19 protein-coding genes are annotated in these 26,237 nt (G+C 42.8%); 8 read left to right on the forward strand and 11 right to left on the reverse strand.

Features of this window, described 5'->3' with window-relative positions:
* Positions 1–52: 52 nt before the first annotated feature.
* The 5 genes from B2400_RS08265 to B2400_RS08285 all read left to right on the forward strand — a co-directional run bounded on the left by B2400_RS08265 (position 53) and on the right by B2400_RS08285 (position 5,512).
* Positions 53–1,105: a UDP-glucose--hexose-1-phosphate uridylyltransferase gene (locus tag B2400_RS08265; protein ID WP_293932523.1), complete on the forward strand. Its 1,053-nt coding sequence runs from the start codon at positions 53–55 to the stop codon at positions 1,103–1,105.
* A complete protein-coding gene (galK, locus tag B2400_RS08270) occupies positions 1,102–2,259 on the forward strand; it encodes a galactokinase (RefSeq protein ID WP_293932525.1) in 1,158 nt (385 codons plus the stop codon). Before B2400_RS08265 ends, galK begins: the two co-directional genes overlap by 4 nt.
* Before the next feature lie 22 nt (positions 2,260–2,281).
* Positions 2,282–3,448 (forward strand): aldose epimerase family protein, encoded by a 1,167-nt coding sequence (locus tag B2400_RS08275; RefSeq protein WP_293932527.1) that lies wholly within the window; start codon positions 2,282–2,284, stop codon positions 3,446–3,448.
* A gap of 3 nt (positions 3,449–3,451) precedes the next feature.
* A complete protein-coding gene (locus B2400_RS08280) occupies positions 3,452–5,110 on the forward strand; it encodes a sodium/sugar symporter (RefSeq protein ID WP_293932529.1) in 1,659 nt (552 codons plus the stop codon).
* Positions 5,111–5,278: 168 nt separating this feature from the next.
* A complete protein-coding gene (locus B2400_RS08285; protein ID WP_293932531.1) occupies positions 5,279–5,512 on the forward strand; it encodes a hypothetical protein in 234 nt (77 codons plus the stop codon).
* A 108-nt stretch (positions 5,513–5,620) separates the two neighbouring features.
* On the opposite strand, the gene B2400_RS08290 is transcribed toward B2400_RS08285, so the two are convergent.
* From B2400_RS08290 to B2400_RS08315, 6 genes are all read right to left on the reverse strand, one after another.
* The gene (locus tag B2400_RS08290; RefSeq protein WP_293932533.1) at positions 5,621–6,499 is read right to left on the reverse strand and encodes an endonuclease/exonuclease/phosphatase family protein; all 879 of its coding nucleotides are present in this window, start codon (positions 6,497–6,499) and stop codon (positions 5,621–5,623) included.
* An 11-nt stretch (positions 6,500–6,510) separates the two neighbouring features.
* The gene (locus B2400_RS08295) at positions 6,511–8,262 is read right to left on the reverse strand and encodes a RagB/SusD family nutrient uptake outer membrane protein (RefSeq protein ID WP_293932535.1); all 1,752 of its coding nucleotides are present in this window, start codon (positions 8,260–8,262) and stop codon (positions 6,511–6,513) included.
* Positions 8,263–8,284: 22 nt separating this feature from the next.
* Positions 8,285–11,803, reverse strand: a complete 3,519-nt coding sequence (locus B2400_RS08300) for a TonB-dependent receptor (protein ID WP_293932537.1) — start codon at positions 11,801–11,803, stop codon at positions 8,285–8,287.
* A 182-nt stretch (positions 11,804–11,985) separates the two neighbouring features.
* Positions 11,986–13,167 carry a FecR family protein gene (locus B2400_RS08305; RefSeq protein WP_293932539.1) on the reverse strand — a complete coding sequence of 394 codons (1,182 nt, stop codon included), beginning with the start codon at positions 13,165–13,167 and terminating at the stop codon, positions 11,986–11,988.
* 50 nt (positions 13,168–13,217) lie between these two features.
* Entirely contained in the window at positions 13,218–13,799 is a 582-nt protein-coding gene (locus B2400_RS08310; RefSeq protein WP_286650122.1) for an RNA polymerase sigma factor, read from the reverse strand.
* 152 nt (positions 13,800–13,951) lie between these two features.
* Entirely contained in the window at positions 13,952–15,136 is a 1,185-nt protein-coding gene (locus B2400_RS08315; RefSeq protein WP_293932541.1) for a trans-sulfuration enzyme family protein, read from the reverse strand.
* Positions 15,137–15,243: 107 nt separating this feature from the next.
* Between B2400_RS08315 and B2400_RS08320 the strand changes: the two genes are divergently transcribed.
* Positions 15,244–17,739 (forward strand): M14 family metallopeptidase, encoded by a 2,496-nt coding sequence (locus B2400_RS08320; protein WP_293932543.1) that lies wholly within the window; start codon positions 15,244–15,246, stop codon positions 17,737–17,739.
* A 182-nt stretch (positions 17,740–17,921) separates the two neighbouring features.
* Here the strand turns inward: B2400_RS08320 and mfd are convergent, their stop codons facing one another.
* The 4 genes from mfd to B2400_RS08340 are packed head-to-tail and all read right to left on the reverse strand — an operon-like array spanning position 17,922 to position 23,340.
* A complete protein-coding gene (gene mfd, locus B2400_RS08325) occupies positions 17,922–21,257 on the reverse strand; it encodes a transcription-repair coupling factor (RefSeq protein ID WP_293932545.1) in 3,336 nt (1,111 codons plus the stop codon).
* Between the two features lie 51 nt (positions 21,258–21,308).
* The gene (locus B2400_RS08330; RefSeq protein WP_293932547.1) at positions 21,309–21,851 is read right to left on the reverse strand and encodes a hypothetical protein; all 543 of its coding nucleotides are present in this window, start codon (positions 21,849–21,851) and stop codon (positions 21,309–21,311) included.
* 21 nt (positions 21,852–21,872) lie between these two features.
* Positions 21,873–22,550, reverse strand: a complete 678-nt coding sequence (locus B2400_RS08335; RefSeq protein ID WP_293932549.1) for a hypothetical protein — start codon at positions 22,548–22,550, stop codon at positions 21,873–21,875.
* A complete protein-coding gene (locus tag B2400_RS08340) occupies positions 22,531–23,340 on the reverse strand; it encodes a metallophosphoesterase family protein (protein WP_293932551.1) in 810 nt (269 codons plus the stop codon). Before B2400_RS08340 ends, B2400_RS08335 begins: the two co-directional genes overlap by 20 nt.
* A gap of 237 nt (positions 23,341–23,577) precedes the next feature.
* Here B2400_RS08340 and B2400_RS08345 point away from each other — a divergent pair, with 237 nt between their 5' ends.
* Together B2400_RS08345 and B2400_RS08350 are read left to right on the forward strand one after the other, a co-directional pair.
* Positions 23,578–24,438 (forward strand): AraC family transcriptional regulator, encoded by an 861-nt coding sequence (locus B2400_RS08345; protein ID WP_293932553.1) that lies wholly within the window; start codon positions 23,578–23,580, stop codon positions 24,436–24,438.
* Entirely contained in the window at positions 24,429–24,872 is a 444-nt protein-coding gene (locus B2400_RS08350; RefSeq protein WP_246172401.1) for a DUF983 domain-containing protein, read from the forward strand. Before B2400_RS08345 ends, B2400_RS08350 begins: the two co-directional genes overlap by 10 nt.
* 330 nt (positions 24,873–25,202) lie before the next feature.
* Here the strand turns inward: B2400_RS08350 and galE are convergent, their stop codons facing one another.
* Positions 25,203–26,231, reverse strand: coding sequence for a UDP-glucose 4-epimerase GalE (gene galE, locus B2400_RS08355; protein WP_293932556.1), 1,029 nt, complete (start codon positions 26,229–26,231; stop codon positions 25,203–25,205).
* Positions 26,232–26,237 lie beyond the last annotated feature (6 nt).

Here is a 26,237-nt window from a genome sequence, read left to right on the forward strand (position 1 = left end):
CTTCGACTTATCATTGTATTTTGTATTTTAGATAAAAGAAGAGCAAAAACCCATGCCTGAACCAACAATAAACGAAAATCCACATAAACGATTAAACTTACTGACGGGTGAATTTGTCCTGGTATCCCCGCATCGAAGTAAACGGCCTTGGCAAGGGCAAGTGGAGGAAACCTCTGCAGATCAACGTCCGGAATATGATTCTACCTGTTATTTATGTCCCGGAAATCAACGTGCTGATGGCACCTTAAATCCGGATTATAAGGATAGTTTTGTTTTTGTAAATGATTTCTCTGCCTTGCTTCCTGATACGCAAAGCACATTCATCGATGAGGATGGTCTATTGATTGCGGAGACCGAGCGGGGAATCTGTAAAGTTATTGCTTTTAGTCCGCGACATGATCTTACCTTGCCAGAAATGGAAGTTCAGGATATCAAAAAGGTCGTGGATTTATGGAAGCAGGAGTTTGTGGAATTGCGCCGCAATGATTGGATCAAATACATACAGATTTTCGAAAATAAAGGGGCGATCATGGGCTGCAGCAACCCGCATCCGCATGGTCAGATATGGGCACAGAGTAGCCTTCCTGTAGAAATTATAAAAGAAGATATACAGCTACGTGCATACTTTGAAGATCATCAAAGGAGTGTACTTGCCGATTATATAGATCTAGAAGAGCGAAAAGATGAACGCGTGATCATCGCTAATGAGCACTTTGTGGCACTGGTTCCGTATTGGGCATCCTGGCCTTTCGAAACGATGATTGTCTCGAGAAGGCATGTACAAGATATTAGTCAGTTTACTGACCAGGAAAAGGAAGATCTTGCCAAGACCATAAAGGAACTCACAGTCCGTTACGACAATATTTTTAAAACATCATTTCCATACTCTGCCGGGATGCATCAGGCTCCTGTCAATAGTGAAGATCAGCAGCATTGGCATTGGCATATGCACTTTTATCCACCACTATTGCGGTCTGCTTCGGTTAAAAAGTTTATGGTTGGTTATGAGATGTTGGCCAATCCACAGCGAGATATCACCGCTGAGCGTGCAGCAGAAATCATTAAAGAACAAAGTACTACCCACATTATAAGGCTCAATAGATGATCGATAAGCATATACTCGAAACGCGTTTTAAGGAAGTTTTTGGAAAGAATCCTGACCTTGTTGTTAAATCTCCGGGGCGAATCAATATTATTGGCGAGCATACAGATTATAATGAGGGTTTTGTACTGCCCGCAGCAATTGATAAAGCGGTATATGTAGCCGTTGGGAAATGCGATGATGATCTCATCAACCTCTATGCGAAAGATTTTAATGAGAATTTTGCGATTTCAATGAAAGACCTCGCGCCGACGGCGCAAGGTTGGCCGAACTATATACTGGGCGTAGTGCAGCAAATACAGGATAAGGGGCTAAGCCTATCTGGTTTTGACTTATATATCGACGGAGACATTCCTGTAGGGGCGGGTTTATCGTCCTCGGCTGCAGTAGAGTGTGCAACGGGTTATGCTTTGAACGAATTGTATGGGCTGAATCTTGATCGCGTCACCATTGCTAAAATGGGGCAAATGGCGGAGCATACCTATGCAGGGGTGAAATGTGGGATTATGGATCAATTCGCCTCGGTATTGAGTAAGGCAGCTCATGTAATCCGTTTGGACTGTCGCGACCTTAGCTATACCTACGTGCCCTTAGATTTGGGGAACCATGAGCTTGTGCTTCTTAATACCAATGTAAAGCATGCTTTAGCATCTTCTGCATATAATGACCGTCGTCATGCTTGCGAGCATGCGGTCAGTCTGCTGCAGGCTAGATACCCGCAGGTGAAGAGCTTGCGCGACGTCAGCATAGCGCAGTTGGACGAACTGGTAAAGCCTGTTGATCCGGAAGCCTATGCGAAGGCTAGATTTGTATTAGAAGAAAATGAACGTCTAAATAAAGCATGCGAAGCCTTACAGGCAGGCGATATTACTGCCCTTGGCGAGCAGTTATTCCTAGCGCATGAGGGATTGAGCAGGGATTATCAGGTGAGCTGTGCCGAACTAGACTACCTAGTGGACCGGGCGAAGCAATTTGAACAGGTGAAGGGGGCAAGAATGATGGGTGGCGGTTTTGGTGGTTGCACCATCAATATCGTAGAAAAGGGATTTGGCCCTCAATTAGTTGAAGCCTTGTCCGAAGATTACCGCTCGAAATTTGACTTGGAATTAACGGCTATTTTCGTCGGCATTGATAATGGAACGGAAGTCGTATATTAGATACACGATTATAAACAATCTTATGAATAAGAAACTAATCAACCTAATCCTGGGTTGTGCTTTGTTGGCTCTACTATCTTGCCAGCAGGGTACAAAACAAGATAAAACCAGCCCATCACCCACGGCGAGCAAAGAGCTAGTCGACTCCGCGCAGTTTAATGAAGATATAGACGGTAAGGCCGCAAGATTATTTATTTTAAAGAACGCCAAGGGAGCGACTGCCTATTTGACCAATTTTGGCGCCCGCCTTGTTGGACTTGTAGTTCCGAATAAAGATGGCGCTATGACTGATGTTGTTTTGGGATTTAGCAAGGCTTCGCTGTATAACAATCCCGAAGAGCCTTACTTTGGACCAATAGTTGGCCCTTTCGGTAACCGAATTGCAAACGGGAAGTTCAGCATTGATGGGGAGCAATACATGACGCCTACGAACAATGGAAAGAATACTCTGCATGGTGGATTTAAGGGCTTGCATTTTGCGAATTGGGAGGCTGAACAAACCGACGAGAAACGCGTTGTTTTCTCGCACACCTTGCCCGATAGATACGAGGGTTTTCCTGGTAATATTAAAATTGAAGTGATTTACAGTCTGTCTGATCATGGTGAACTGACGATTGCTTACCATGCAACGACTGATAAAAAGACGGTTATCAACCTGACCAACCACGCTTATTTCAATTTAAACGGCGAGGGTAGTGGTTCCATTACGAATCATAAATTGACGCTATTTGCGGATCAGATAACCCCGGTGGACAGCACACTGATTCCAACTGGAGCGATTAGTTCGGTTAAAGGAACGCCATTTGATTTTACGAGCGCGAAAAGCATTGGTAAAGACATTGAAGTTGCTAATGAGCAACTGACTTTTGGCAAAGGCTATGATCATAATTTTGTGTTGAATGGCACAAAAGTCGACGGTCTGAATCATGCTGCCAAGGTTGTTGGAGATCAGTCTGGCATTGTGATGGATATCTATACAGAAGAGCCGGGCATTCAGTTTTACTCCGGAAACTTTATGGCAGAAAAAGTAACCCTGAAGAACGGCAATAAAGACAGTTTCAGGACGGGCTTCTGTCTGGAGCCGCAGCATTTCCCGGACTCGCCAAACCAACCTAATTTCCCGTCGACCATCCTTAATCCCGGCGACAGCTATTCGACCAAATCTGTTTATAAATTCTCAGTTCAATAATCCATGGAAACTAAAGATTATATCGTATTCCTATGCTATTTCGCTATCGTTGCGGGCTATGGACTTTACATTTATTATAAAAAGAAATCAGCTTCAGGCGATTCTAAGGATTATTTTCTTGCCGAAGGATCATTAACCTGGTGGGCAATTGGAGCTTCGCTTATAGCGTCCAATATTTCGGCGGAGCAGTTTATCGGTATGAGCGGCTCGGGTTTTAAGATCGGGTTGGCGATAGCGACTTATGAATGGATGGCTGCTGCGACCCTAATTGTCGTTGCGGTGTTTTTCTTGCCTGTCTACCTTAAGAACAAGATATTCACCATGCCGCAGTTCCTGAATGTGCGGTATAATGGAACGGTCTCGATGATTATGGCGGTCTTTTGGTTATTGCTTTATATCGTGGTCAACCTTACTTCTATCTTGTTTTTAGGGGCATTGGCGGTGTCGAGTATATCGGGTTTAGATTTTCAACTTTGTATGATCGGATTGGCGGTGTTTGCCATCGTTATCACCTTAGGGGGGATGAAAGTAATTGGTTATACCGATGTCATCCAAGTATTTTTCCTTATCCTGGGTGGGCTTGCTACCACGTATCTTGCCTTAAATCTGGTTTCTGACCACTTTGGTGGCGAGGGGATCCTGCAGGGTTTCAATATCGTGCATGAAAAAGCTGCCGATCATTTCCATATGATCTTAAAACCTGATAATCCGAATTACATCGATCTTCCGGGCTTAAGTGTCTTGATCGGTGGTATGTGGGTGATCAATCTTAGTTATTGGGGCTGTAATCAATACATCACGCAGCGCGCATTAGGAGCTGATCTAGGAACAGCAAGAAACGGGCTATTATTTGCAGCGGTGTTAAAGTTATTGATGCCGATCATTGTGGTATTACCTGGAATTGCAGCATTCGTGCTGTACAATGATGGCTTGTTCCAACAGGAAATGATGGCAAGCGGGGAGCTTAATCCGGATAGAGCTTATCCGGTGTTGCTAAGTTTGTTGCCTACAGGTCTAAAAGGTTTGTCATTTGCGGCATTAACGGCTGCTGTTGTGGCATCGCTTGCCGGCAAAGCAAACTCGGTTGCGACGATTTTCTCGCTAGATATTTACCAAAAGATATTCGATAAGAACGCTTCGGAGCGGAGATTGGTGAATGTGGGAAAGATCACTATCATCGTTTCCATGATCTTAGCGATTATTATCGCACCGCATTTGGGAATTGATAAGAAGGGTGGTTTCCAATATATTCAGGAGTATACCGGCTTTGTTTCGCCAGGTATCTTTGCGATGTTCTTGCTCGGATTTTTTTGGAAGAAAACGACGTCGAATGCCGCCCTGTTTGCAACCATTGGCGGGTTCTTGATGTCGATCGTACTAAAGTTCTTGCCTCAGTTTATGGATCTATCTTTTCTGGCATCTACGGGGTTCGCCATCCCGGTGAATGGTGTTTATGAAATACCATTTATTGACCGCGTTGGTTTTGTATTCTTGTTCTGCGTAATCGGAATGTATTTTATCAGTATTTATGAGAATAAACGAGGCGTAGTTCCGAATGGATTGGAAGTGGATACAACGATGTTCAAGACAAAGACTGGTTTTGCGGTAGGCGCATTGCTGGTATTGGGAATTACAGCGGCCTTGTACACCATATTTTGGTAAGGAAGTAATTTAGCCTAGCATTTGCACATATCGGATAAGGGAGGGCATGGTGTTTGTGAATGCTGTTAATGGTGTCTTCAATTTAAATCAACTTGCTAAGTGCCGTTTTTATCTTTCGGCCTATCGTGCAAATGAACATGTAAAAAACAAAAAAATATAAAACCGTTTATGGATTTAACTAGAATATTTGAGAAGCAGCTTTCAGATCGGACGATCACTTTCCATGCAACATATGATCTTAAGAGCCATGGTTTTAATATTACCGAGGATGATCGAATTTCTTACGAACTTAGGTTCGATCCTTCGAATAGGTCTTGGTTTGTGACCGGGGAACATCAGCCTTCAATTCCGGTAGAGGAATTGGCGAGGTTGGTGCAAGCAAGCTATGGTCATTTTGTATAGCCATTGGCTGTAATAATGGCTTAATAAGGATTCGATGGTTTTCCGAAAGGAACTGTTAAATAAGCTCCCTTAGCGATGTTTTCTTCTAAGGGAGCTTGTTGATATTTTTTAGCGTAGCTCTAGCTCAACGTATACTGGGTAATGGTCGGAAATGATGTGTGTTTTCTCATTTTTGAGTACAATACTCTTGGTAAGCATCTTCTTTGCTGTTTGGTTTGCCCAAAGAAAGTCTATTCGCTTTCCGATTCCTGCATTAGATTGCTTAATCTTAGCTTCCCCACTTTTGAAGGTTGGAACGGAGCTTTCAAAATTCTTGTTCAATACCTTGTAGGAGTCATAAAATCCTGCGTCTTCCAATTTTTTTAACACGGAATAATCAATCGCCCCATTGTTCAGATTGCGAACCTGTTCGCGCTTTATTTCCTGTTCCTTCATGGATGCTAGCACCGCCTGGTCATAGTTTTTGCTGTCAGATTCAGATAAGGAGTTGAAATCGCCCATCATCAGGATCGGTTCTTTAGGATTGAGCTCTTTGGTCTGTGCAATGATGTTCTCCACCTCTTCCAAACGTTTCTTATAGCTAAATGGCGAGAAGTGGATTACGAAAATGTGTATTCCCTCTATCTTCGCATAGATATAGCTGTGCCACATATTCTCGGTTACTTTTTTGAAGTTGACCATTGGCTTTTTCGAAGTAAGTGCGGTCGGGAAGCCTTCTTCTTTTGATTGCAAAGCATAGGGGTGGTTATAGCGTTTTGCTAACTCTTCCAATGTTTTTTGCTTCCAACCGTTCATTTCTTGGGTAGCGACTATATCCGGATCTAATTCATTCACCAATTCGACATAGCGATCGATGTTGGCTGTAGAATCCTTCTGCAGTCCGTATAGCACATTATAAGATAAGATTTTAATCTTTTTTTGAGCTACTGCTTGTGTGGATACACAAGCAATAGCGATAATCGATAAGTATTTTACGATGTTTTTCATTTTTGTGAGTTCTATGTTCCTGAAGATGCCCATCCTGGGTTTTGTTTCAACTGAGGGTTTAATTCAAGTTCTTGAGTTGGAATAGGGTAGAGATAATCTTTTCCTTCATCCCATTTTTTGATGATGTCTGGGAGATTGACGATACGTCCGCCTTTATTGCCATTCTCAAGCACTAACTCACCAAGTTTTTGATATTGGACGCCTGGTTTTCTCGATGGTGCAGTACCTTCGTAGATCACTAGATCAATCGTACCATTCTTATCTAAGTCATACTCACCAGCCCCCGGGAAGTATTGCCCATAGAATCTCTTCGATAAGCGCGCGCCTTCTTTCCAGCGCATTAGATCATTATAACGTTGGCCTTCTTTTACGAGCTCGATACGTCTTTCCCGGCGAACCTCAAGGATAGCGCCCGTGAAACTGCTTTTGGTAACATTGGGATACTCCGATAAAAGATAAGGGTCTGGATTTGCATTGGCAGCTTGAAGGTTCAGATTCGGCATACCGACACGATCACGTATTAATTTAATACTCTTATCGATGTCAGCCTGCGTTAAAGTTCCTAGTTCTGCCTTTGCTTCAGCATAATTTAAAAGGACTTCCGCATAGCGAAAAATCGGCATATCGTTCGTTGATTGTCCAGCATCAAAAGCCGGCGCCAAGATATATTTACTGTACTGATATCCCGTTACTGAGGTAGCAAAGTCAGGAACAGAGGTGCTGTTGCTACCGATTCTCTTGTATCCAGGTGTACGAATGGTCTGCGACAAGCGAGGGTCTCTATTCTGCATTTCTTCGTAGAACTGCATCGTTTGATAGTTCGCTTGGTCGGTGAAGCGCGATCCATCTTTCATCAAGTAGCTGTTGACTAATGATTTTTGCATGCCTGGTCTTCCGTAAGACGCTGAAAGAATATAGAAGTTGGCAGAATGTACAAAAGGTACGGATGCATCGTACTGCCTTGCCAGAATCATTTCGCTAGCAATGGCATCCTCAGCGATAAACAGTTCATGGTATGCTTTGTCTGTTGTGCTTTTATAAATGCTAAAAGGTCCTGTGTTCATGAGTTCCTCTGCTGCAGCAGCGCCAGCGTTCAAAACTGCTTCCCAATCGCCTAAACCATGATATTTGCGGAATGTTCCCTCAAAAAGACACATTCTTGATTTGAAAGCTAGCGCCGTCCATTTGGTGATCAATGTGGTGCTTTTCTCAGTTTGACAATTAGCGATCGCAAAGTCAATGTCTTCCAACATTTTTTCGAATATCACTTTTCTGGAATCTCTCGCTTTAAATAGTCCCTCGTCGTCAAGTTCAAGGACGCTGTCGTACCAAGGCACATCACCGAAGCGAACAACCTTTTCATAGTAAAAATACGCGCGGAAGAAGCGTGCGACACCTTCGTATTTCAAACGTGCTGCTTCATCGGTACATTTATGTGAATTTTCTAAGAAGAAGTTGATCTGGCGTAGTTCTGCCCAATCCCAGCCGGCGCCGCTGGATGGGGTTTCGCGAGTCCCTTGTATTTCCGCAGCTAGCGTATTGCGTGCTTCATCATCCGCTTGCCTCGGGTTATTATAGTGAATGGACAATGCATCTGGAAGCTCTTCATAAAACGCATTCGTATAATTTTGTAGCTCCGCAGCGGTTAAGAAATAGTTCTCTGGGGCCAATTCGGATAGTGGATAACGCTCTAAGTAATCATCATTACATGCCGTCAGCAATCCGAATAAGGTTATAATAGGTAATATTTTTCTGGTTTTCATACTGGTCAAAATCTATTAATAGTTAAAAGGATAATTGAGCACCGAAAGACACAACTTTACCCATCGGATAGCTTCTACCTGTATTATCTGTCATCACTTGCTCAGGATCGATGTAATCGGTTTTCAACTTCGTCCATGTGACCAAGTTTTCACCGCTCATAAACAATCTAAATTTATTAACGTGAATTCTGTTCGTTAAGCTGGTTGGGAAAGTATATCCCACCGTTAAGTTTCTAATCTTTAAGTAAGAGAGGTCTTGTAGATACATGTCGTTATTAACCGATAGCTCGGAATTCTGCGCTGTATATCCACGTAAAAACGGGAAGTAGGCATCCGGATTCTCCGGCGACCAGATTTTATCTGGAAAGTCGCTTGGGATAAATGAATCATATGGTCTTGCGTATACCGACCAGAACGCTTGTGCTTCCAGGTTTGGATACCAGTGTCTTTTACCGATTCCTTGGAAAAAGATGGAAGCATCGATTCCATTCCAGTTGGCACTAAGTGTTAACCCGTAGGAATAGCGTGGTTGGCTATTACCGATAATTTCGCGATCTCCAGGATCTGATAGAGTACTCTTTCCAGCATTGATAATTCCATCGCCATTCAGATCTTTGATCTTGATGTCTCCGGCTTGTAACCTACGCAAATCCTCGGTAGGGGCCTGTACTCTTCGTCTATTGATCTGATCTTGATTAACTATCTTAGCGTATTCTTGCGCCTCTTCGGTTGTTTTGAAGAAGCCATCATAGCGATATCCCCATATTTCACCCAATTGCTGACCTTCATAATAGGTATTCAGCAGACCGGCAGGGTTACTGAATTTGGTGATTTCGGATGTGTAATCAGATAGAATTGCTCGAACAGAATATTTGAACGGCTTGCTAGCTAAGTTCAACTGATCGCGCCAAGTAAGCGATAGGTCAAAACCTTTTGTTCTTAAATCGGCTGCATTGACCTTGGGTTCGCCGGCGCCGAATACATCTGGAAGCGTTTCTCCGATACTTAACATGCCAATCGTATTACGAACATAATAGTCGGATTCTACGCTTAAACGGTTGTTTAGGAGCGAGAAATCTAAACCTACATTGCTCGTTGTGATTTTTTCCCATGTTAGCGATGGCGCAACTGGGGACGGATTGTACGCCACGTTCAGTTTTTGCCCATCGACTAGATAGTTTATTTGTCCTGTTCCCATAGACGCGATGTAAGCGTAGGTATCTACCTCCTGGTTTCCTAGAGAACCGTATGAATAACGAACTTTCAAGTTATTGATAGTATTCTTGATCGGTTGGAAGAAAGCTTCTTCGCTAACTCTCCATCCGGCAGAGAAGGATGGGAAGAAACCAAAGCGACTTGACTTTGGAAAACGCGAGGTACCGTCGTAACGGCCACTAGTTTCGAATAGATATTTGCCTTTGTAATCGTAGTTTAATCTATAGAAGCCACCACGAACGGCCCATTCATCTGCTCCGGCATTGAATTGCTTTTCTCCGATAACCAGATCCAGATCGTTCAAAGTTTCGGATAAAAGGTCTTGTCCCACCCCGCCAATTCGCTTATACTTGCGGTCTTCCTGATTGAAACCTGCCATCGCAACGATGTTATGATCGCCAAAGCTCTTTTGATAGTTCGCAAAGACGTTAATGAAATGCCACGAGTATTTAGTCATAGCTTCCGTCAATCGATCTTGATTTAAAGCTCCTAACGAAGACAATTCCATGACGCCAGGGTATTTCGAATAATACTGTTTGGTCTGGCGATAACTGTTTTCCCCTCTGTATTCGCGGTAGGAATAGTTACCTGTCAATGTCAGGCCATGACCAAGGTTGATGATGGCTTCGGTCTTGTTGGTAAACTCTGTACCATTACTATATCCTTTCATTGTACCACTTTCTAAAGCATTGTGAAGGCCATAGCCAATAGGGTAACTGTTGATTCCCGAATAACCAGTCAGTGTTCCGTCCGGGTTTCTAGGTACATACATTGCGTGGTAGTGGTAGGTAGGACTGTTGCTTACGTTGTTAGCAACTTTACTGAAGTTAGTCGAGAGTCCCGCCCAATCGTAGGAAGATTTAAAGAAATGGGTACCATTGCTCACGGTCAACCAAGGTCTAATCTCCGTCGATATATTCGCTCTTAAGTTATAGCGCTTGAATTTATCCGGTTGTATATTAAAAATACCTTGTTCATCCGATATCGCACCGGACAGCGCATAACTCGTCTTTCCAGACATACCGCTCAAGGAAAGATTGTGATCAGATTTTGGACGATTGTCGTCGTAAAGGTAGTTGAACCAATCAAAATTTGCATAGTAACGGTAGATATCATTTCCACTCGCATCTTTCTTCACGACAACCCATGGTCTCGAAGGGTCTTCTGTCTTATCATTCACGCGGGCCAGCAGCTCTTCATAGTCTTCATCGGTATATCGGGTTGTCCGATAACCTAAGGCATTGTACATGGCATCATCGTTGATTTTCGCATTCCAATATCCTGAAGTGATAAAGTCAGTATTGGTAGCATGCGTCGTAAATCCGAAGTTTGCGGAATAATCAATAGATGCTTTGCCGTCGACTTTTCCTTTTTTCGTAGTCACGAGGATTACACCGAAAGCACCTCTAGCGCCATATACTGCAGCTGCCGATGCATCTTTAAGAACAGTCACCGATTCTACGTCATTGACATTGACACGGTCCAGTGTACCTAGGATACCATCGATAAGGATTAGGGGCTCACCACCATTAATCGAGGTGTTTCCTCGGATATTAACAGAACCGCTGGTTCCTGGCTGTCCGGACCCGAAAGCAATATTTAAGTTGGGAACATTTCCCTGAAGAGCTTGCGTAAGCTGCGTAACTGGTCTATCTTCAAATTCTTCTCCGGAAATTTGGCTTACAGCGCCCGTTAAGTTGACTTTTTTCTGTTCACCATAGCCTACTACGACAACCTCATCAACTTCGGTCATAGCAGGTTGAAGCGTCACTTGTACCGAACTGCGATTTGTCAGAGCAATCTCTTGTTTTTCAAAGCCTATATTGCTGATTACAAGGATAGCATCTGCTTTCGAAACAGTAATTTCAAAGTTTCCTTGTTCATCACTCATCGTACTGGCAGTGCCGCCTTTCTCCGTTACGGATACATTGGAAAGAGGTTCGCCTTCGGCACTCTTCACTGTTCCGCGAATCAGAGATTGTTGTATTGAAGAAGTCGCTTTTGAAATAGTATTGACAGTTCTCGAAGCTGTAGGCTTCCGGCGTAAGATCACATTCTTATCAACAATGTTGTAATCGATCGAATAATCCTTTAATAAGCTTTCTAGCGCTTTGTCAAAGGGCTTTTTGTCAAAATCTACGCTGACTAACAAATTGCTCGGGAAAAATGAACTGTCGTAGAAGATGTTATAACCACTTTGCTTTTGAATGTCTTTTAGAACATTAGCTATCCTAACGTTCTTCTTCTTTAAAGTGACCGTTTGCCCGAAGGTGAAAGCGCTAGCTTGAAACACAGAGGCAAACATGAGGGCAATAGCTAGTTTCATCGATAGATAATTAGGTTTTCGATGCACAATATCTCCCATGCAGGAGATAATTTTGTTTTTTTTATACATTTGTAAATCGGTTGATTAGTTAATATTTAGCGTACTATCAGTCGAACTATTTATCAATTTTTCAGGGGCGGTCCTAACGCTCCTGTTTTTTCGATAAATGTGAAAAAGTAAGTTTAGCTCATTACGATTATCCTCCTTTCTTGAATCTTAAATTTCACACTTCCTGTGAGCTCTATGGCTCTTAAAACTTTATCTATACTCTCGTACTTTGAGATTGTTCCTGAAAACCTAATCTTCGAGAAGTTACCGCGATACTCAATCTCTACATCGTACCAACGTTCTAGATCTTTCATAACCGTACTCAACGATGTGTTTTCGAACGCAAAATTTCCATCTTTCCATGCGATAGTGTAAAATGGATCGACATCTTTAATTTCAAATGCCCCTTGGCTGGAATGATAACGGCTCTGTTGATTAGGGGTTAGCAATCCCCCTTTCTTGTTTGGATAGCTTAATTGAACCTTTCCTTCTACCAAGGTAGTTTCGATTCGATCGCTGTAAGAGTTGATATTGAATGAGGTGCCGAGTACCTTGAGCGTCTGTTCCCTGGTTTTTACAATGAAGGGAATCGAGTTATTATTTTGAATCATTTGTTTTACCTCAAAGTAAGCTTCTCCATCAAGTTCTACTTCTCGCTTTGCTTTATCGAATTGTAGGGGGTATCGAATCGTCGAGGAGGCATTTACAAATATCTTGCTGCCGTCGGGAAGCTGCAGGTTATATTCCCCACCCTTGGGGGTGACGATCGTATTGTAAAGACCCGTTGAAGCAATCTTTGCGTCTGTCAATGTATAAGTAAGCTCACCTTTGGCATTTTTGTAGATTTTATAGCCAGCAAGTTGTAATGTCGTGTCTGTACTTAAATTAGCAAGATCGACAATCTTACCATCTTCTAATACCAGCTTCGCTTTCGCACCGCCAGGAAGGATGGCCATCTGTTCTTGCTTCGCTAAAGCAGCTTCCTCAGTTGACTTCGAAAGAATAGATGGATTCAAATAAAAGGATAGCAGAATTGCGGCTGCAACAGATGCAGTCGATATATAAAGCCAGTTTCTTAATCTGTATGGCTGCTTTTTGTGCGGGTGAATTTCCCGAGATATGTTGTCGTAAATTTGCTCAGAATTAACACCCACAGTAGAATCACCACGCTCAAGGAATAATTCCTCGGTAGTCTGATCAAAAACAGAGTCAAACTCTTGCGTATGGAAAAATTCTTTAAGCCGCTGTAACTCAGCTGCAGTTAATTGATTGTCCTTATATTTTTGGATTAAGCCTTTTAGTTCCTCTTTTTTCAATTGGTCTTTCTTTTCCTCTATAAAGGCGATGAAAAAGAAAAAGGACTAGTCTACATGAAAAAAAAGTAAAAAATAAGCAGATATAGTTTTTCTAGGTTGCTTTTGATTTTTTTCGATGCGGTAATGAGCTGGTTCTTCACCGTATTCCGAGAACTCCCGGTAATCAAAGAAATCTCCTCATAAGAATAGCCTTGAAGTTTACTCAATCGGTAGATTTCGCTTTGCTTCTGAGGCAATTGATCGATCAGTTTATTAAGAATGCCCCTAAGATCTCTTGATTTCAACTCCTGTTCTGTCTCTTCACACGGGACTTCCAATTGTTTGTTTCGTTCCAATTGATCCGTAAGGTTGAGGATTTGTTCTTTGAAGGTTTTGGCAACCAATCGTTTTGTAATAACAAAAATGTAGGGGTATAAGGCATCAGCACTGCTGATACGTGATTTATTCTTAAACAATTGAATAAATGCTGTTTGAACGATTTCCTCGCTTTTATAAACGTCGTTTAACGTGGTGTAGGTGTAGCGGAATAGAATCTTGTGATATCGATCAAAGACCAACTTAAATACTTTTTCATTTCCATCTTGAAAAAGTTGAAATTGATAGTCATTAAGATCTAAATCATGTGCTTTCATTCTTGGCTAGGCTATTCTTGGTCAAAGAAACATTTTAAAGATAAACGAATTGTTAATTCAATTTTAATAAAATGCAAAGAATATTATTCCCCTCCGAAAACACAAAAGGAATTGACTATTTCAGCCAATCCCTTTATTTATCTTTTTTCGACTTATCCTATCCCTTCCAGAGCGCCTTCAAAATCGCCAATTAAATCATCGATATGCTCAATCCCTACCGATATTCTCAACATTCCGGGCGTTATTCCCGAGGTTTTCTTTTGCGATTTATCATGATGGCTGCCCCACATACTTGCAGGATGCACCACTAAAGATTCCACACCGCCCAAGCTTGCCGCATTGGCAAAGATTTGTAACTTATTCAAAACTTGCTGCGCGTGCTGATAGGCCTGATCTTCATCGCCGAGAATCTCGATACAAAGCATACCTGTTCCGCCACGCATCTGCTCAGCCACCAATTCATATTGCGGATGCGATCTCAAACCGATGTAAGCGACATGTTTAATCGCAGGATGTTTTTCAAACCATTTGGCGAGGGCAAGAGCATTGCTGTTGATCTGTTTTACGCGCATAGAAAGAGTCTTCATGCCGCGAAGCAGAAGCCAAGAGTCAAATGGACTGAGGGAAGCGCCTAAAACCAGCGACCTGCGCCATGCCTTATGAATAAACTCTTTACTGCCACATATAGCACCCGCCGTTAAATCACTATGGCCGCCAAGGTATTTCGTCGCGCTATGCACAATGATGTCAATCCCGTAGTCTGAAGGCGTTTGATTGATAGGCGAAGCAAAGGTATTGTCGACCATGGTGGTAATTCCATGTTTCTTACCCAATTGCCCTATATATTCCAAGTCGGTCACATCAAGGTTTGGGTTGGAAGGCGTTTCCACATAAATCAATTTCGTATTCTGCTGAATTGCATGCTCAAAGGCTGCATTATCCGTTTGATCAACATGCGTAACTGTTACGCCGTAGTCGCTTAGGAATTCCTTAAAGAATAGCATCGCGCCCGAATAAAGCGAGTTTTGAGTGACCACATGGTCTCCTTGTTTTACTACGGCAAGGATAGCGGTGCTGATGGCTGCCATTCCCGTCGCCAATAATAAAGCATCTTCAGTTTTCTCTAAGCTGGCGAGGATTGCCGCAGCCTGTGAGTTCGTTGGATTGCCATGGCGATGGTAGAATGTAGGATGTTTAGTTTCTGTCGCTGCAACGATATACTGCTGCAAGTCTTCATCAGCGTAGTAAGTGGAGGTCTGATATATAGGCGTAACAACCGCTTTACTATCGTTGAAGGCTCTTCCTTGATGTATAAGGTCCGTTTCTAAATGTGACATAATCGGTAGATTGAAATAAATGAGATGGAAATTAGCAAAAATAGCGCGTAAATCGTTAATTTCAAGTCCTAAATATTCAAATGAATATTGCTTATTAACCTACTCGTATGAAGAATTTTATACTTTGCTTGCTATGTGCATGCTGTTCTTTGAGCTATGCGCAGATAAAATCACCGGCGGAGTTTCTTGGCTATCAAGTCGGAACCCGCGTGACTCCCCATTGGAAAATCCTGGCGTATTATGACCATATTGCTCAGCAGGTCCCCAACCAAGTGAAATCAGAAGCCTATGGCACTTCCGTTGAAGGACGTCCCATGCGTGTTTATTACATCTCATCAGCGAGCAACATCAGTAAACTCGAAGATATCCGAACCAATAATCTTCGATTGGCGCATGCTCTAGAAGGAGCTGGACAAACCAATATTCCCGCTATTATCTGGATGAGCAACAACGTGCATGGTAATGAAACGTCGTCGGCCGAAGCATCGATGATGACGCTATTTGAATTAGTGAACCCTGCGAATACGAAGGCAAAAGCCTGGTTAGATAAGTCCTTAATCATTATCGACCCATGCTTAAACCCGGATGGCACAGAGCGTTATGCGAACTTCCATAATGGCGTGGTCGGCAAGAATTACAATCCTGATTTATATGCCCGCGAGCACCGCGAGCCTTGGCCTGGTGGTCGATATAATCATTATTACTTCGACTTGAATAGAGATTGGGCATGGCAGACACAGGCGGAAAGCACGCAGCGCGCCGTTATTTACAATAAATGGCTCCCACATATCCACGTCGATTTTCATGAGCAAGGAATCAACTCGCCATATTATTTTCCACCGGCTGCCGAACCTTTCCATGAGGTCATTACCCCATGGCAACGGGAGTTTCAGACGACCATAGGAAAGCATAATGCAAATTATTTCGACTCCAAAGGCTGGCTATACTTTACCAAAGAGCGCTTCGACCTATTCTATCCGTCCTACGGAGACACCTATCCCTTGTATTCAGGGTCTATCGGCATGACCTATGAGAAGGCGGGAAATGGATCCGCTGGCTTAGGCGTCTACATGGACGACCGCGATACTTTAACCTTAGTAGATCGCGCTATTCAGCATCATGCCTCCGGACTCAATGTGGTCGATGTCGTTTCTGCAAACGCAGAAAAGGTAGTTCAAGAGTTCAAGAAGTTTGGTGACGATGCTATTGCTGGAAAACTGTCTTCGTATCATACCTACGTACTCAAATATGATCAGGCCAGCGATGGAAGAATAAGAGCGTTATTGAACCTCCTTGATAAGAACAAAATCAACTATTACAGTTCGGTAGGGTCCGTGAAAGGCTTAGATTACTTCAGCAAGAAAGAGCAATCGCATAGCTTAACAGCCAATGATGTCGTGATCCCGGGCAATCAAGCGAAGGCAGCCTTAATACGCGTTCTATTTGAACCGGAAGCTAAGTTAACAGACTCGGTTACTTATGATATTACAGCTTGGTCGTTGCCGTACGTATATGGCATCCCGGCGATCGCTTCTCACACCAAAACTAGCAATTTAAAACCCTATCAGCTTGCCAAGATCAGCAATGAGAGCAGCGCTGGGTTTGGTTACGCCATAAAATGGGATGGTTTCTCTGCAGCACAGCTAACTGCTGCCTTGTTGAAGAATAAAGTGAACTTAAAATCCTCCGAACAATCTTTCAAGATTGGAAGCGAAGAGTTTCCCAAAGGCTCTATCCTGATTATGAAGAATGCCAACCAGACAGTTAAGCTAGATCAGCTATTGAAAGAAAATGCCGATCGATTGCAAGTGAGAGTGTATAACCTAAGCTCAGGAATTGTAGAAGGCGGCAAGGATTTGGGAAGCTCGGACGTGAAAACGCTGAAAGCACCGAAGATCATGATGTTTGCTGGTGAAGGGCTTCGTGCTACCAATGTTGGCGAGGTATGGCATTATTTTGATGAGCAATTAGACTATCCAATTGCCCTGGTTAATCCTTTAGATTTTTCACGCGTTAAATGGGACGAGATCGATGTGGTGGTGTTAGCAAACGGTACACACCCTTTTCTCAAAGATAAAGCGCAAGCCGCACGATTCGCTTCCTGGTTAAGTGCAGGAGGAAAAGTCATCGCGCTAGAATCTGCAGTCGGGCAGTTAGCCTCGCAGGAGTGGAGTGCCTTGAAGCCATTAAAGCAAGACTCCGTGGCGAAAAGCAAAGCAAGTCCATTGCGGAAATATAGCGATCGCGAGCGCGAATCGCTAAAAGAATACACGGCCGGAGCCATCTATAAAGTAACATTTGACAACTCGCATCCCTTGATGTTCGGTATCAAAGATTACTTCACTTTGAAACAGGATGCAAATCTTTACCAATACTTCGAGGCAGGCAAAGGTTGGAACGTCGGCTATATCAACGAAGGTGCAAAAATGAGCGGCTTCGTGGGGAACAATCTAGCAAAAAAACTAAAGAATGGGCTAGTATTCGCGGAGCAAAAAGTAGGGCAGGGTTCTGTCATCTACTTAACCGATAATGTGTTGTTCCGTAATTTCTGGGAAAATGGAAAGGTGATTATGGCAAATGCCGTATTCCTAACGGCAGATTAAAATACCCACTTATAGGGATTGTATGATGTTCTATTGATAGCTAAATTAGCTCCTCAATAGAACATCTTATTTTGAAAAAGTACCTCATCCGAATTAGCAGATCCAGTAAAAAGGCAAGCGCGTTCATAAAGTTTATCTTGGGCTATTTAAAATTCCTTTATCAAACTGCTATAAAGCCCTAATTACCTCATCTCAGACAACAAGCTGATCGCATATTCTATGCTGTTCACATTGCTGATAGCAATACGGAGCTGCCCTTTTACCTCTTTCAGGTTGCTGATGCTGGCATGTCTTTGTACAAATGCCAATACCTTCCCAAACTGCTCAGATTGATAATAGCTCGACTTGGTATTGCTGACAAAGAATCCTTTCAATGTTTCTTTCTTATAGGAAATCTTTTCTAAGCCGATCTCTTTACCTAGCCATTGCAATCTTAAGGTATTGAATAGCTCAAATACAGGGGCAGGGATAGGTCCGAAACGATCGACCAGTTCCTGCTCAAATGCCTGTAGCTCCGTCTCATTTTTTAACTTCGCAATATCATTATACAGATTATAGCGCTCGGAGATATTCGTCACGTACTCATCCGGAATCAATACTTCCAAATCAGTATCTATCTGCGTGAAAGTCACATACTTTCTGTCCTTGTCGTCTGCGAAGAGCTCGCCGAACTCATCATCCTTCAGCTCCTGTACGGCTTCGTCCAATATCTTATTGTACATCTCGAAACCGATCTCTGCAATAAATCCAGATTGCTCCGCACCCAACAGATTACCGGATCCGCGGATATCCAAATCGCGCATCGCCACATTGAATCCCGATCCTAGTTCCGAGAACTCTTCAATTGCCGAAAGGCGTTTGTAGGCTTCGTTCGTCAAAGTCGATAATGGCGGGCTCAACAAATAACAGAATGCTTTCTTGTTGGAGCGGCCCACGCGGCCGCGCATTTGGTGCAGATCGCTCAAGCCGAACATATGCGCTTGATTAATGATAATCGTATTCGCATTCGGGATGTCCAGACCCGCTTCGATAATAGTGGTTGCAATCAGTACATCGTAATCATGGTTGATGAACTTCAACATCACATCTTCGAGTTCATCCCCCTCAAGCTGTCCATGCGCTATGCCTACTCTCGCCCCGGGTACCAGCTTACAAATAAGCATGCCCAATTGCGGAAGATCAGCGACACGGTTGTGGATAAAGAAGACCTGTCCGCCACGATCCAACTCGTAACTTACCGCTTCCTTGATCAATGCATCGTTAAAAACGTGCAGTTCCGTTTGTACAGGCTGCCTGTTTGGTGGCGGCGTAGAGATAATGCTCAAATCGCGAGCACCCATTAGTGAAAAGTGCAAGGTTCGAGGAATGGGAGTCGCCGTCAAAGTCAATGAATCCACATTGGCGCGCATCACTTTCAGCTTCTCTTTCACAGATACACCAAATTTCTGCTCCTCATCAATGATCATCAGCCCCAGATCTTTAAACTTCACATCTTTGCTTACCAATCGATGGGTACCGATGATAATATCGATCTTGCCTTCCTGCAAGCGTTTTAAGCTGTCTTTAATCTGTTTTGAAGACTTAAAGCGGTTGATGTAGTCAATGTTAGCCGGCAATCCTTTCAAGCGCTCAGAGAAGGTTCTGTAATGTTGCAGGGCAAGGATGGTTGTCGGAACCAATACTGCAACCTGCTTACTATCGGCAACAGCTTTAAACGCGGCACGTATCGCCACCTCTGTCTTGCCGAAACCAACATCACCACAAACCAATCTGTCCATCGGATGTGGCGATTCCATATCCTTCTTCACGTCATTGGTAGCCTTTTCCTGATCGGGCGTATCCTCGTAGATGAAGGAAGCCTCCAGTTCGCGCTGCAGGTAGGTGTCGGGGCTAAACGCATTGCCGGTTTGGGCCTTACGTTTGGCGTATAAATGTATCAGGTCGCGGGCAATATCCTTAACCTTCTTTTTCGTTGTTTTCTTCAGTTTTTCCCAAGCATCGGTCCCTAGTTTATTCATCTTCGGAACGGTGCCTTCTTTGCCGGAATACTTAGAAATACGGTTTAGGGAATTGATATTGACGTAGAGCAAGTCATTGTCGGCATAGATCAAGCGAATCATCTCTTGGGTCTTGCCGTTCACATCAATCTTCTCCAAACCTGCATATTTGCCGACTCCATGGTCGATATGGGTAATATAATCGCCTGGTTTCAGTTCGCTCAGCTCTTTTAAGGTAATCGCTTGCGAACGCTCATAGCCCTTGCGACGCTTATATTTATAATAGCGATCAAAGATTTGATGATCGGTATAGCATGCCAACTTCTGCTCATCATCACGGAATCCTTCGCGCAAAGCCTTGTAAACCGGCGTAAAGCTAGTGGTCTTGTCTAAATCGTCTAAGATGGCATAGATACGCTCGATTTGTTTGGTCGAATCAGAGAAGATCAGGTTCTTGATTGCATTCTTCTCATTTTCATGGAAATTATGAATCAATAAATTGAAATCCTTATTGAAAGATGGCTGCGGATGTATATCGAAGCTGATCGTATGATCTGCTTTATAGTAAAACTGCTTTCCAAATTCGATGACCGGGAATTCGAACAGCATGGCTGCAAAATTCTTCTCATCGGTAAAGGTAAAACGTGGGTCGATCCAGTCTGGATTGCGTTGAATATCTTGTTCAGAAAGCGCCTTCCAGAATTTAGAAGCACGATTATAGCCTTCTTTAATAATGTCTAAGCTATACTGCACATCCTTTGCCCATATAATGGCGTTCTTGTCGATGTATTCCAACAAAGAAATATGGTTGGCAGATAGAAACTTAGCCTGAACGTTCGGGACGATGGTAACTGTATGTATTTTGCTGACCGAAAGTTGAGATTCGATATCAAAGGTCCGGATACTTTCAATCTCATCACCAAAAAACTCAATACGATATGGGAGGTCATTGGAGAACGAGAAGATATCGACGATTCCACCGCGAATGGCAAACTGCCCTGGTTCATAGACGAAATCTACACGTTCGAAATCGTACTCATAGAGGAACTCATTGATGAAATCAATGCTGAGCTTAATATTCTGCGTAATCTCCAGCGTGTTCTTTTCCAAGTCCTGCTTGTTGATCACCTTCTCGGAGATCGCTTCGGGATAAGTCACTACGATACGTGGTAATTCCGAATTATGGTTCAAGGAGCTTAACGTCTCCGCACGTTGCAAAACATGCGCGCTATCGATAATGCTGATATCGAAAGCTTTCTTGTAGGAAGCCGGGAAAAATAAGATTTGCTTATCAAACAGGCTTTCCAAGTCGCTCAAAAAGAAGGAGGCATCCTCGTGATTAGGGAGAACAAAGACGTTCATCCTTTTTTCTTCCGCATACAAGGCTGCAGCCAGCATGGCATCGGACGAACCAATAAGCCCTTTTAGCTGAATCTTCGGATTTCGTGCTTGTATATTTTCCTTAATGGAATGAACTTGTTCGGATTGACTGTATTTTTCTAAAAGGTCTTGGATGTTCACGTGTGAGAATATTTTTGCAAAGTTACAAAAATTTATGTTTTGCTATTGATACTACAGGCTGTGGTCGTGGGCGAAGTCTATCACGCGGGTCATTTGATCTTGTAAGTCAAATTGCAGATCCTCATGCAGTTTGTCAAAGGAAGTCATCGCATTCTTGATGCGTCCCTGCACGTATTTCTGCAGTTTCAATGCAGGCGCTAATGCTGATGGCTCGAAAAGACGGGGGAAGAGATCGAATGCATCTTCCAGGATAATCATCCTGCACTCGACGACACTAAATTTATCCTTAGTAATTTTCTCATGCTCATTCACCAGACCGGAGGCTTGACGTAAATAAGCATGCAGTTGTTTGTAATTACTATACATCGGCAGGTTCTTGATGGAAGTTTGCGCTAGCTCAAAATGGCGATCTAGCCTATTTTTCAGATCAGTGATGCGGTCTTCCAGATCCAATTCATCCTCCAGAAGCTCATAATGCAGCTGTTTGACCAGCATCTTATCCTTGTTGATCAGTCGAATCAACAATTTGTCCTTCTCTTTTTGCGGAAGATTGAGGACGGCTTCCTTCAGGGTTTGATCTTTGTATAATGACATTTTTAAAAATACAGAATATTTTTAACGCCTTCTAATCTGAAGTTTTAATCCCAGGGATAATCCCAAGTAATCTTGTGCTTTCAGATAGCTGTTTTGAATTCTGCTGATCAGCATCAGGTCGTTGGTATGAATATCATAAAAGAATTTTATGCCTTCGAAATAGGAGCTGAATGAGGGAATTTTATATTCAATTCCCTGCCCTATAAATGCGTTGAAACGAAGTTTTGTCGAAAAAGTATAATAATTGCTCGGATATTTCTCAGGAGCATCAAACCAAAATTGATCGCCAATCATGGTATTGATGTATAATCCAGTACGCAGGGGCTGGTAAGCGAAACGTTCGTTGAGCGAGATGCTCCACGGCGTGTAAGTTTGTCGAAGGGTTAGGGTAACCTTCGCGCGATCGGTATCATAACGAGGAACAATACCGGCCATAAATTCGGTACCCCACTGGTCTTTGCGACCGTAATCCCAACCTGCTCCAACCGATATCAAACCGATCGATCCGGCAAATTGAGTAACAAAATTGGAAGGAACTAAGGTAAATGAGGCCTTTTTTAGCTGACGCGTTTTCTTTTCTACGAGCGCCGTGGTATCAAGATATACCGTATCCTTCACGTAGGCAGAGGCGAAGCCGGACAAGAACAACAAAAGGAAAATGAGCGTAAAAAACTTAGCGTTAAAAAGAGATGGTTTCATGCGTATAGCTGTTCTTGGTGATCGTGAAAAGTAGAAATTGGCGTTTTCCTATGTTCGGCGTGCCGTAGTAGTAAATGCCATCATTGAAGATGTCTTCATTCTGATAGCGGTGGTCATGCCCATGATTTGCATAAAGTAAGTTCGGGAATAGGTTAATACTGTATTGAAATACATCCTTTACATTGTTGTTGAACTGCTCCGAAGTTGGTTTCGCATGCATAACAAAAACCGTTTGGTCAAACTTATCTTTGTCAGCATCTCGCTGGGCTTGGATAAAGGAAAAGTCAGGGATGGGGTTGGAATAATCCGACTCCAAAGCATTCGTATTTAAACATACAAACTTAGTACGCCCTGCAATAAAGCTGAAATTCAACGGGCCGAACACAATACGAAAGATATCATCACCGTTTGCAAGAACATCGTGGTTACCGATCAATGCCACATAGGGCCTGTGGAGACCTTCCAATATATCGCGTTGTAATAAAAACTCCTTCGTAACACCAAAATCGGTTAAGTCGCCGGTATGTACGATAAAATCTAAATCATCTCTGTTGTTCGCAAAATCGACAAAATCATCAAGCTCATCATACCAGCGCTGCGAATCGCTGATTAGCGCGTAGCGAATGGTATCCTTATCTCGCATCTCTTCTTCAATGCGTTGGATATTGCTGATATTAATATCCCTTTTACCTTTAATGTCACCGTCATAGGGGTGAACATCAAACATTTCACAACCGCTCATTAGCAGAATCCCTATTAATAAGAACCAAAAGGCGTGTATTATTTTCATTTTGCTGACTATTTGAACGCGAAAGTAAAATAATATAAGCCAATCCCACAATTGTACTTCCATTATTACGCGAATATGATAGACCTACGCAAAGTATTTCGCAAGTCTGAATCGTTTATATAGAGGAAACCATTATGGTACTAATTGTTGCGCATTTTTATGAAATAGGTAAAAAACACCATTAAGAAATGTTTTATTACCATATTTGATGGTAGTTATTGCCTACCTTTGTGTTGTATGGCAAAGATACCTGTTATAGAGCAATGTACAGTTTCCTACAAGGAGGATAGGCACCTTCTTGCGGATCGTTTAGACGTGTATTTGCTGAACAATAGAAATCTGGTATTTCCGCATAGGCATAATTTTTACCATTTGGTACTTTTCCTGGAAGGATCGGGTTCGCACGAGATCGACTTTAAAACTTATCCCGTTTCTGTAGGACAGGTCTACTGCATGGGGCCAGGGCAGGTACATTCCTGGATGTTCGAAGGAAATATGCAGGGCTATATCATCAATTTCGATATCGACTATTTTAAATCCCTGTTGCTCCGACCGGATTATATCGAAAACTTGTCGATATTCTCGACACTGAACGACTCCGTTTTTTCATTGACGGAGGAAACCTTAAAACAAGTCGTACCTTTATTTGATCAGTTGGTCGGTCTGAAGAACAGTCCTGCGGAAGACGATTTAAAGAAGTCTCTTTTGCTCTATATTTTGCTTAAACTCGAGCAGGATTACATGCCTAGTTTTCCTACGAAAACGATGGACTATCAGATGATGCTGATCAAGAACTTTATTGCGCTGGTCGATAAGCGCTATAAAGACTTGCACCTGCCGAAAGCATACGCCGAGTTATTATTTGTCACACCCAATCACCTCAACGGTGTTTGTAAGGAGTATTTAGGCTTGCAAGCTGGCGAGGTTATTCGAAACAGAATACATCTAGAGGCAAAACGCTTACTAATTTTGCCTGACTGGACTATATCACAGGTGGCCTACGAGTTACAGTTTAGCGACAACTCCTATTTCACCAAATTTTTTAAAAAGGTAGCAGGGATGACACCCGAAGAATTTAGGAAATCACAATGGAAGTAAATGCAAAAATGAATACGAACTATCAAATTCCCTCAGAAATAAAAAGCGCGATCGACGGCAAATGCCCTCGATGCCGAACGGGCAATATGTTTAAGGGCCCCTTATTGAGCTTTAAATCGGCAAAAATGAATGTAAAATGTCCTGCCTGCGATTTGAAATTTGAAAAGGAGCCTGGTTATTTCTACGTAGCGATGTACATCAGCTATGCCATGAGCGTAGCTGAGCTGGTAGCATCCTGTGTGGCAACATACCTAATTACCGGAAATATGGAAAGCCCTTGGTTATACGTTATCGTAGCGCTAGCGGCAACATTAATATTCGCTCCGTTCAACAACCGGTATTCCAGGATTATTTTGTTGTATTGGATGACGCCTCAGTTCAAATTCAACCCGAAGATATACCAAGAAGTAAAGGACTTCGATCAAAAGAAATAAGCGTAATTTTTAGATTTTTTTAAAGAGGCTTTCCGAAGGGGAAGCCTTTTTCCGTTCAGGTTGTTCCTGTCTCGAATAACTCAACCAATTTTATAACTCTAATCGTACCCAATGGATAATCCTTTCGGAGTGGTCTTACTTGGGTTAGACATTGGGTTTGAAAGGGATTTTTATTGGGTTACGTCGAAGCTGACTCGATGAGAAATCGAGCTTGCCCTCCTTCCCGAAAATTAGAAAATACAAAAAGGGCTAGAAAGAACGTCCTAGCCTTTTTTGTATCCATAAGTAGCCAGCTACAGGTCTACATACTATGTGCTAACTCCTACCGAGCTAGGATATGGGATTTTCGCTTAGATATTTCTCCCATGCCCAAGCTGAAGCCATCATTTCTTCGATACCCAGTTCGGCCTTCCAGCCTAGTTCATTGGTAGATTTGGTAACATCGCCCCATACTTTAATGATATCTCCTTCACGACGTGGACCGATTACATAGTTCAGCTTTTGACCTGATGCTTTTTCAAAAGCGCCGATGGCTTCCAATACCGAATATCCATTTCCAGTACCCACATTGAAGACATCGTAGTTGCCATTTGGATTACCTTTTTCCAATAGTTTGATTGCTGCTACGTGTGCTTTTGCTAAATCCACAACGTGGATATAGTCGCGTACGGCGGATCCGTCAGGTGTTTCATAGTCATCTCCGAATACGGTTAGTTTTTCACGTTTTCCGATGGCAGTCTGCGTAATGAATGGCAATAAATTCTGAGGTACTCCAATTGGTAATTCGCCGATCAACGCTGTTTCATGTGCTCCAACCGGGTTGAAGTAACGAAGAGCGATTACTTGGTAATTGTCGTATGCGCTAGCCGATTCTTGTAAGATTTCTTCAGCGATTTGTTTGGTGTTGCCATAAGGGGAAGTTGCGCGTTTTACCGGCGCCGCTTCGTTTACTGGTAATACATCCGGCTCTCCGTAAACTGTACAGCTCGAAGAGAATACAAAGTTGATAGGTTTTTGACGATAAGCCTCTAATAAGTTGATTAACGAATAGAAGTTGTTGTGGTAATATTTCAAAGGATCTTGCACCGATTCGCCCACTGCTTTAGACGCTGCAAAATGGATGATTCCTTTGATATCCGGATTCGAAGCGACAAATTCATTTACTTTAGCCGTATCGCACAGGTCGAATTGGTGAAACTCTGGTTTCACTCCGATAATTTTCTCGATTTGATCTAAAATCTTAATGTTTGAATTTGATAGATTGTCGATTAGTACAGGTGTATAACCTGCATTGTGCAATTCTACTACCGTGTGTGATCCAATGAATCCTGTTCCTCCGGTTACTAATATTTTACTCATATGCTA

Origin of the sequence: Sphingobacterium sp. UBA6645, assembly GCF_002455685.1 — a bacterium.
GTDB lineage: Bacteria > Bacteroidota > Bacteroidia > Sphingobacteriales > Sphingobacteriaceae > Sphingobacterium > Sphingobacterium hotanense.

Coding starts and splice junctions, on each gene's coding strand:
- B2400_RS08295 (WP_293932535.1), bottom strand. CDS start 8,262: ATGAAAACCAGAAAAATATTACCTATTATAACCTTATTCGGATTGCTG.
- B2400_RS08315 (WP_293932541.1), bottom strand. CDS start 15,136: ATGTCACATTTAGAAACGGACCTTATACATCAAGGAAGAGCCTTCAAC.
- B2400_RS08345 (WP_293932553.1), top strand. CDS start 23,578: ATGGCAAAGATACCTGTTATAGAGCAATGTACAGTTTCCTACAAGGAG.
- B2400_RS08285 (WP_293932531.1), top strand. CDS start 5,279: ATGGATTTAACTAGAATATTTGAGAAGCAGCTTTCAGATCGGACGATC.
- B2400_RS08275 (WP_293932527.1), top strand. CDS start 2,282: ATGAATAAGAAACTAATCAACCTAATCCTGGGTTGTGCTTTGTTGGCT.
- B2400_RS08335 (WP_293932549.1), bottom strand. CDS start 22,550: ATGAAACCATCTCTTTTTAACGCTAAGTTTTTTACGCTCATTTTCCTT.
- galE (WP_293932556.1), bottom strand. CDS start 26,231: ATGAGTAAAATATTAGTAACCGGAGGAACAGGATTCATTGGATCACAC.
- B2400_RS08350 (WP_246172401.1), top strand. CDS start 24,429: ATGGAAGTAAATGCAAAAATGAATACGAACTATCAAATTCCCTCAGAA.
- B2400_RS08330 (WP_293932547.1), bottom strand. CDS start 21,851: ATGTCATTATACAAAGATCAAACCCTGAAGGAAGCCGTCCTCAATCTT.
- B2400_RS08320 (WP_293932543.1), top strand. CDS start 15,244: ATGAAGAATTTTATACTTTGCTTGCTATGTGCATGCTGTTCTTTGAGC.
- B2400_RS08280 (WP_293932529.1), top strand. CDS start 3,452: ATGGAAACTAAAGATTATATCGTATTCCTATGCTATTTCGCTATCGTT.
- B2400_RS08290 (WP_293932533.1), bottom strand. CDS start 6,499: ATGAAAAACATCGTAAAATACTTATCGATTATCGCTATTGCTTGTGTA.
- B2400_RS08300 (WP_293932537.1), bottom strand. CDS start 11,803: ATGAAACTAGCTATTGCCCTCATGTTTGCCTCTGTGTTTCAAGCTAGC.
- B2400_RS08340 (WP_293932551.1), bottom strand. CDS start 23,340: ATGAAAATAATACACGCCTTTTGGTTCTTATTAATAGGGATTCTGCTA.
- B2400_RS08310 (WP_286650122.1), bottom strand. CDS start 13,799: ATGAAAGCACATGATTTAGATCTTAATGACTATCAATTTCAACTTTTT.
- galK (WP_293932525.1), top strand. CDS start 1,102: ATGATCGATAAGCATATACTCGAAACGCGTTTTAAGGAAGTTTTTGGA.
- B2400_RS08265 (WP_293932523.1), top strand. CDS start 53: ATGCCTGAACCAACAATAAACGAAAATCCACATAAACGATTAAACTTA.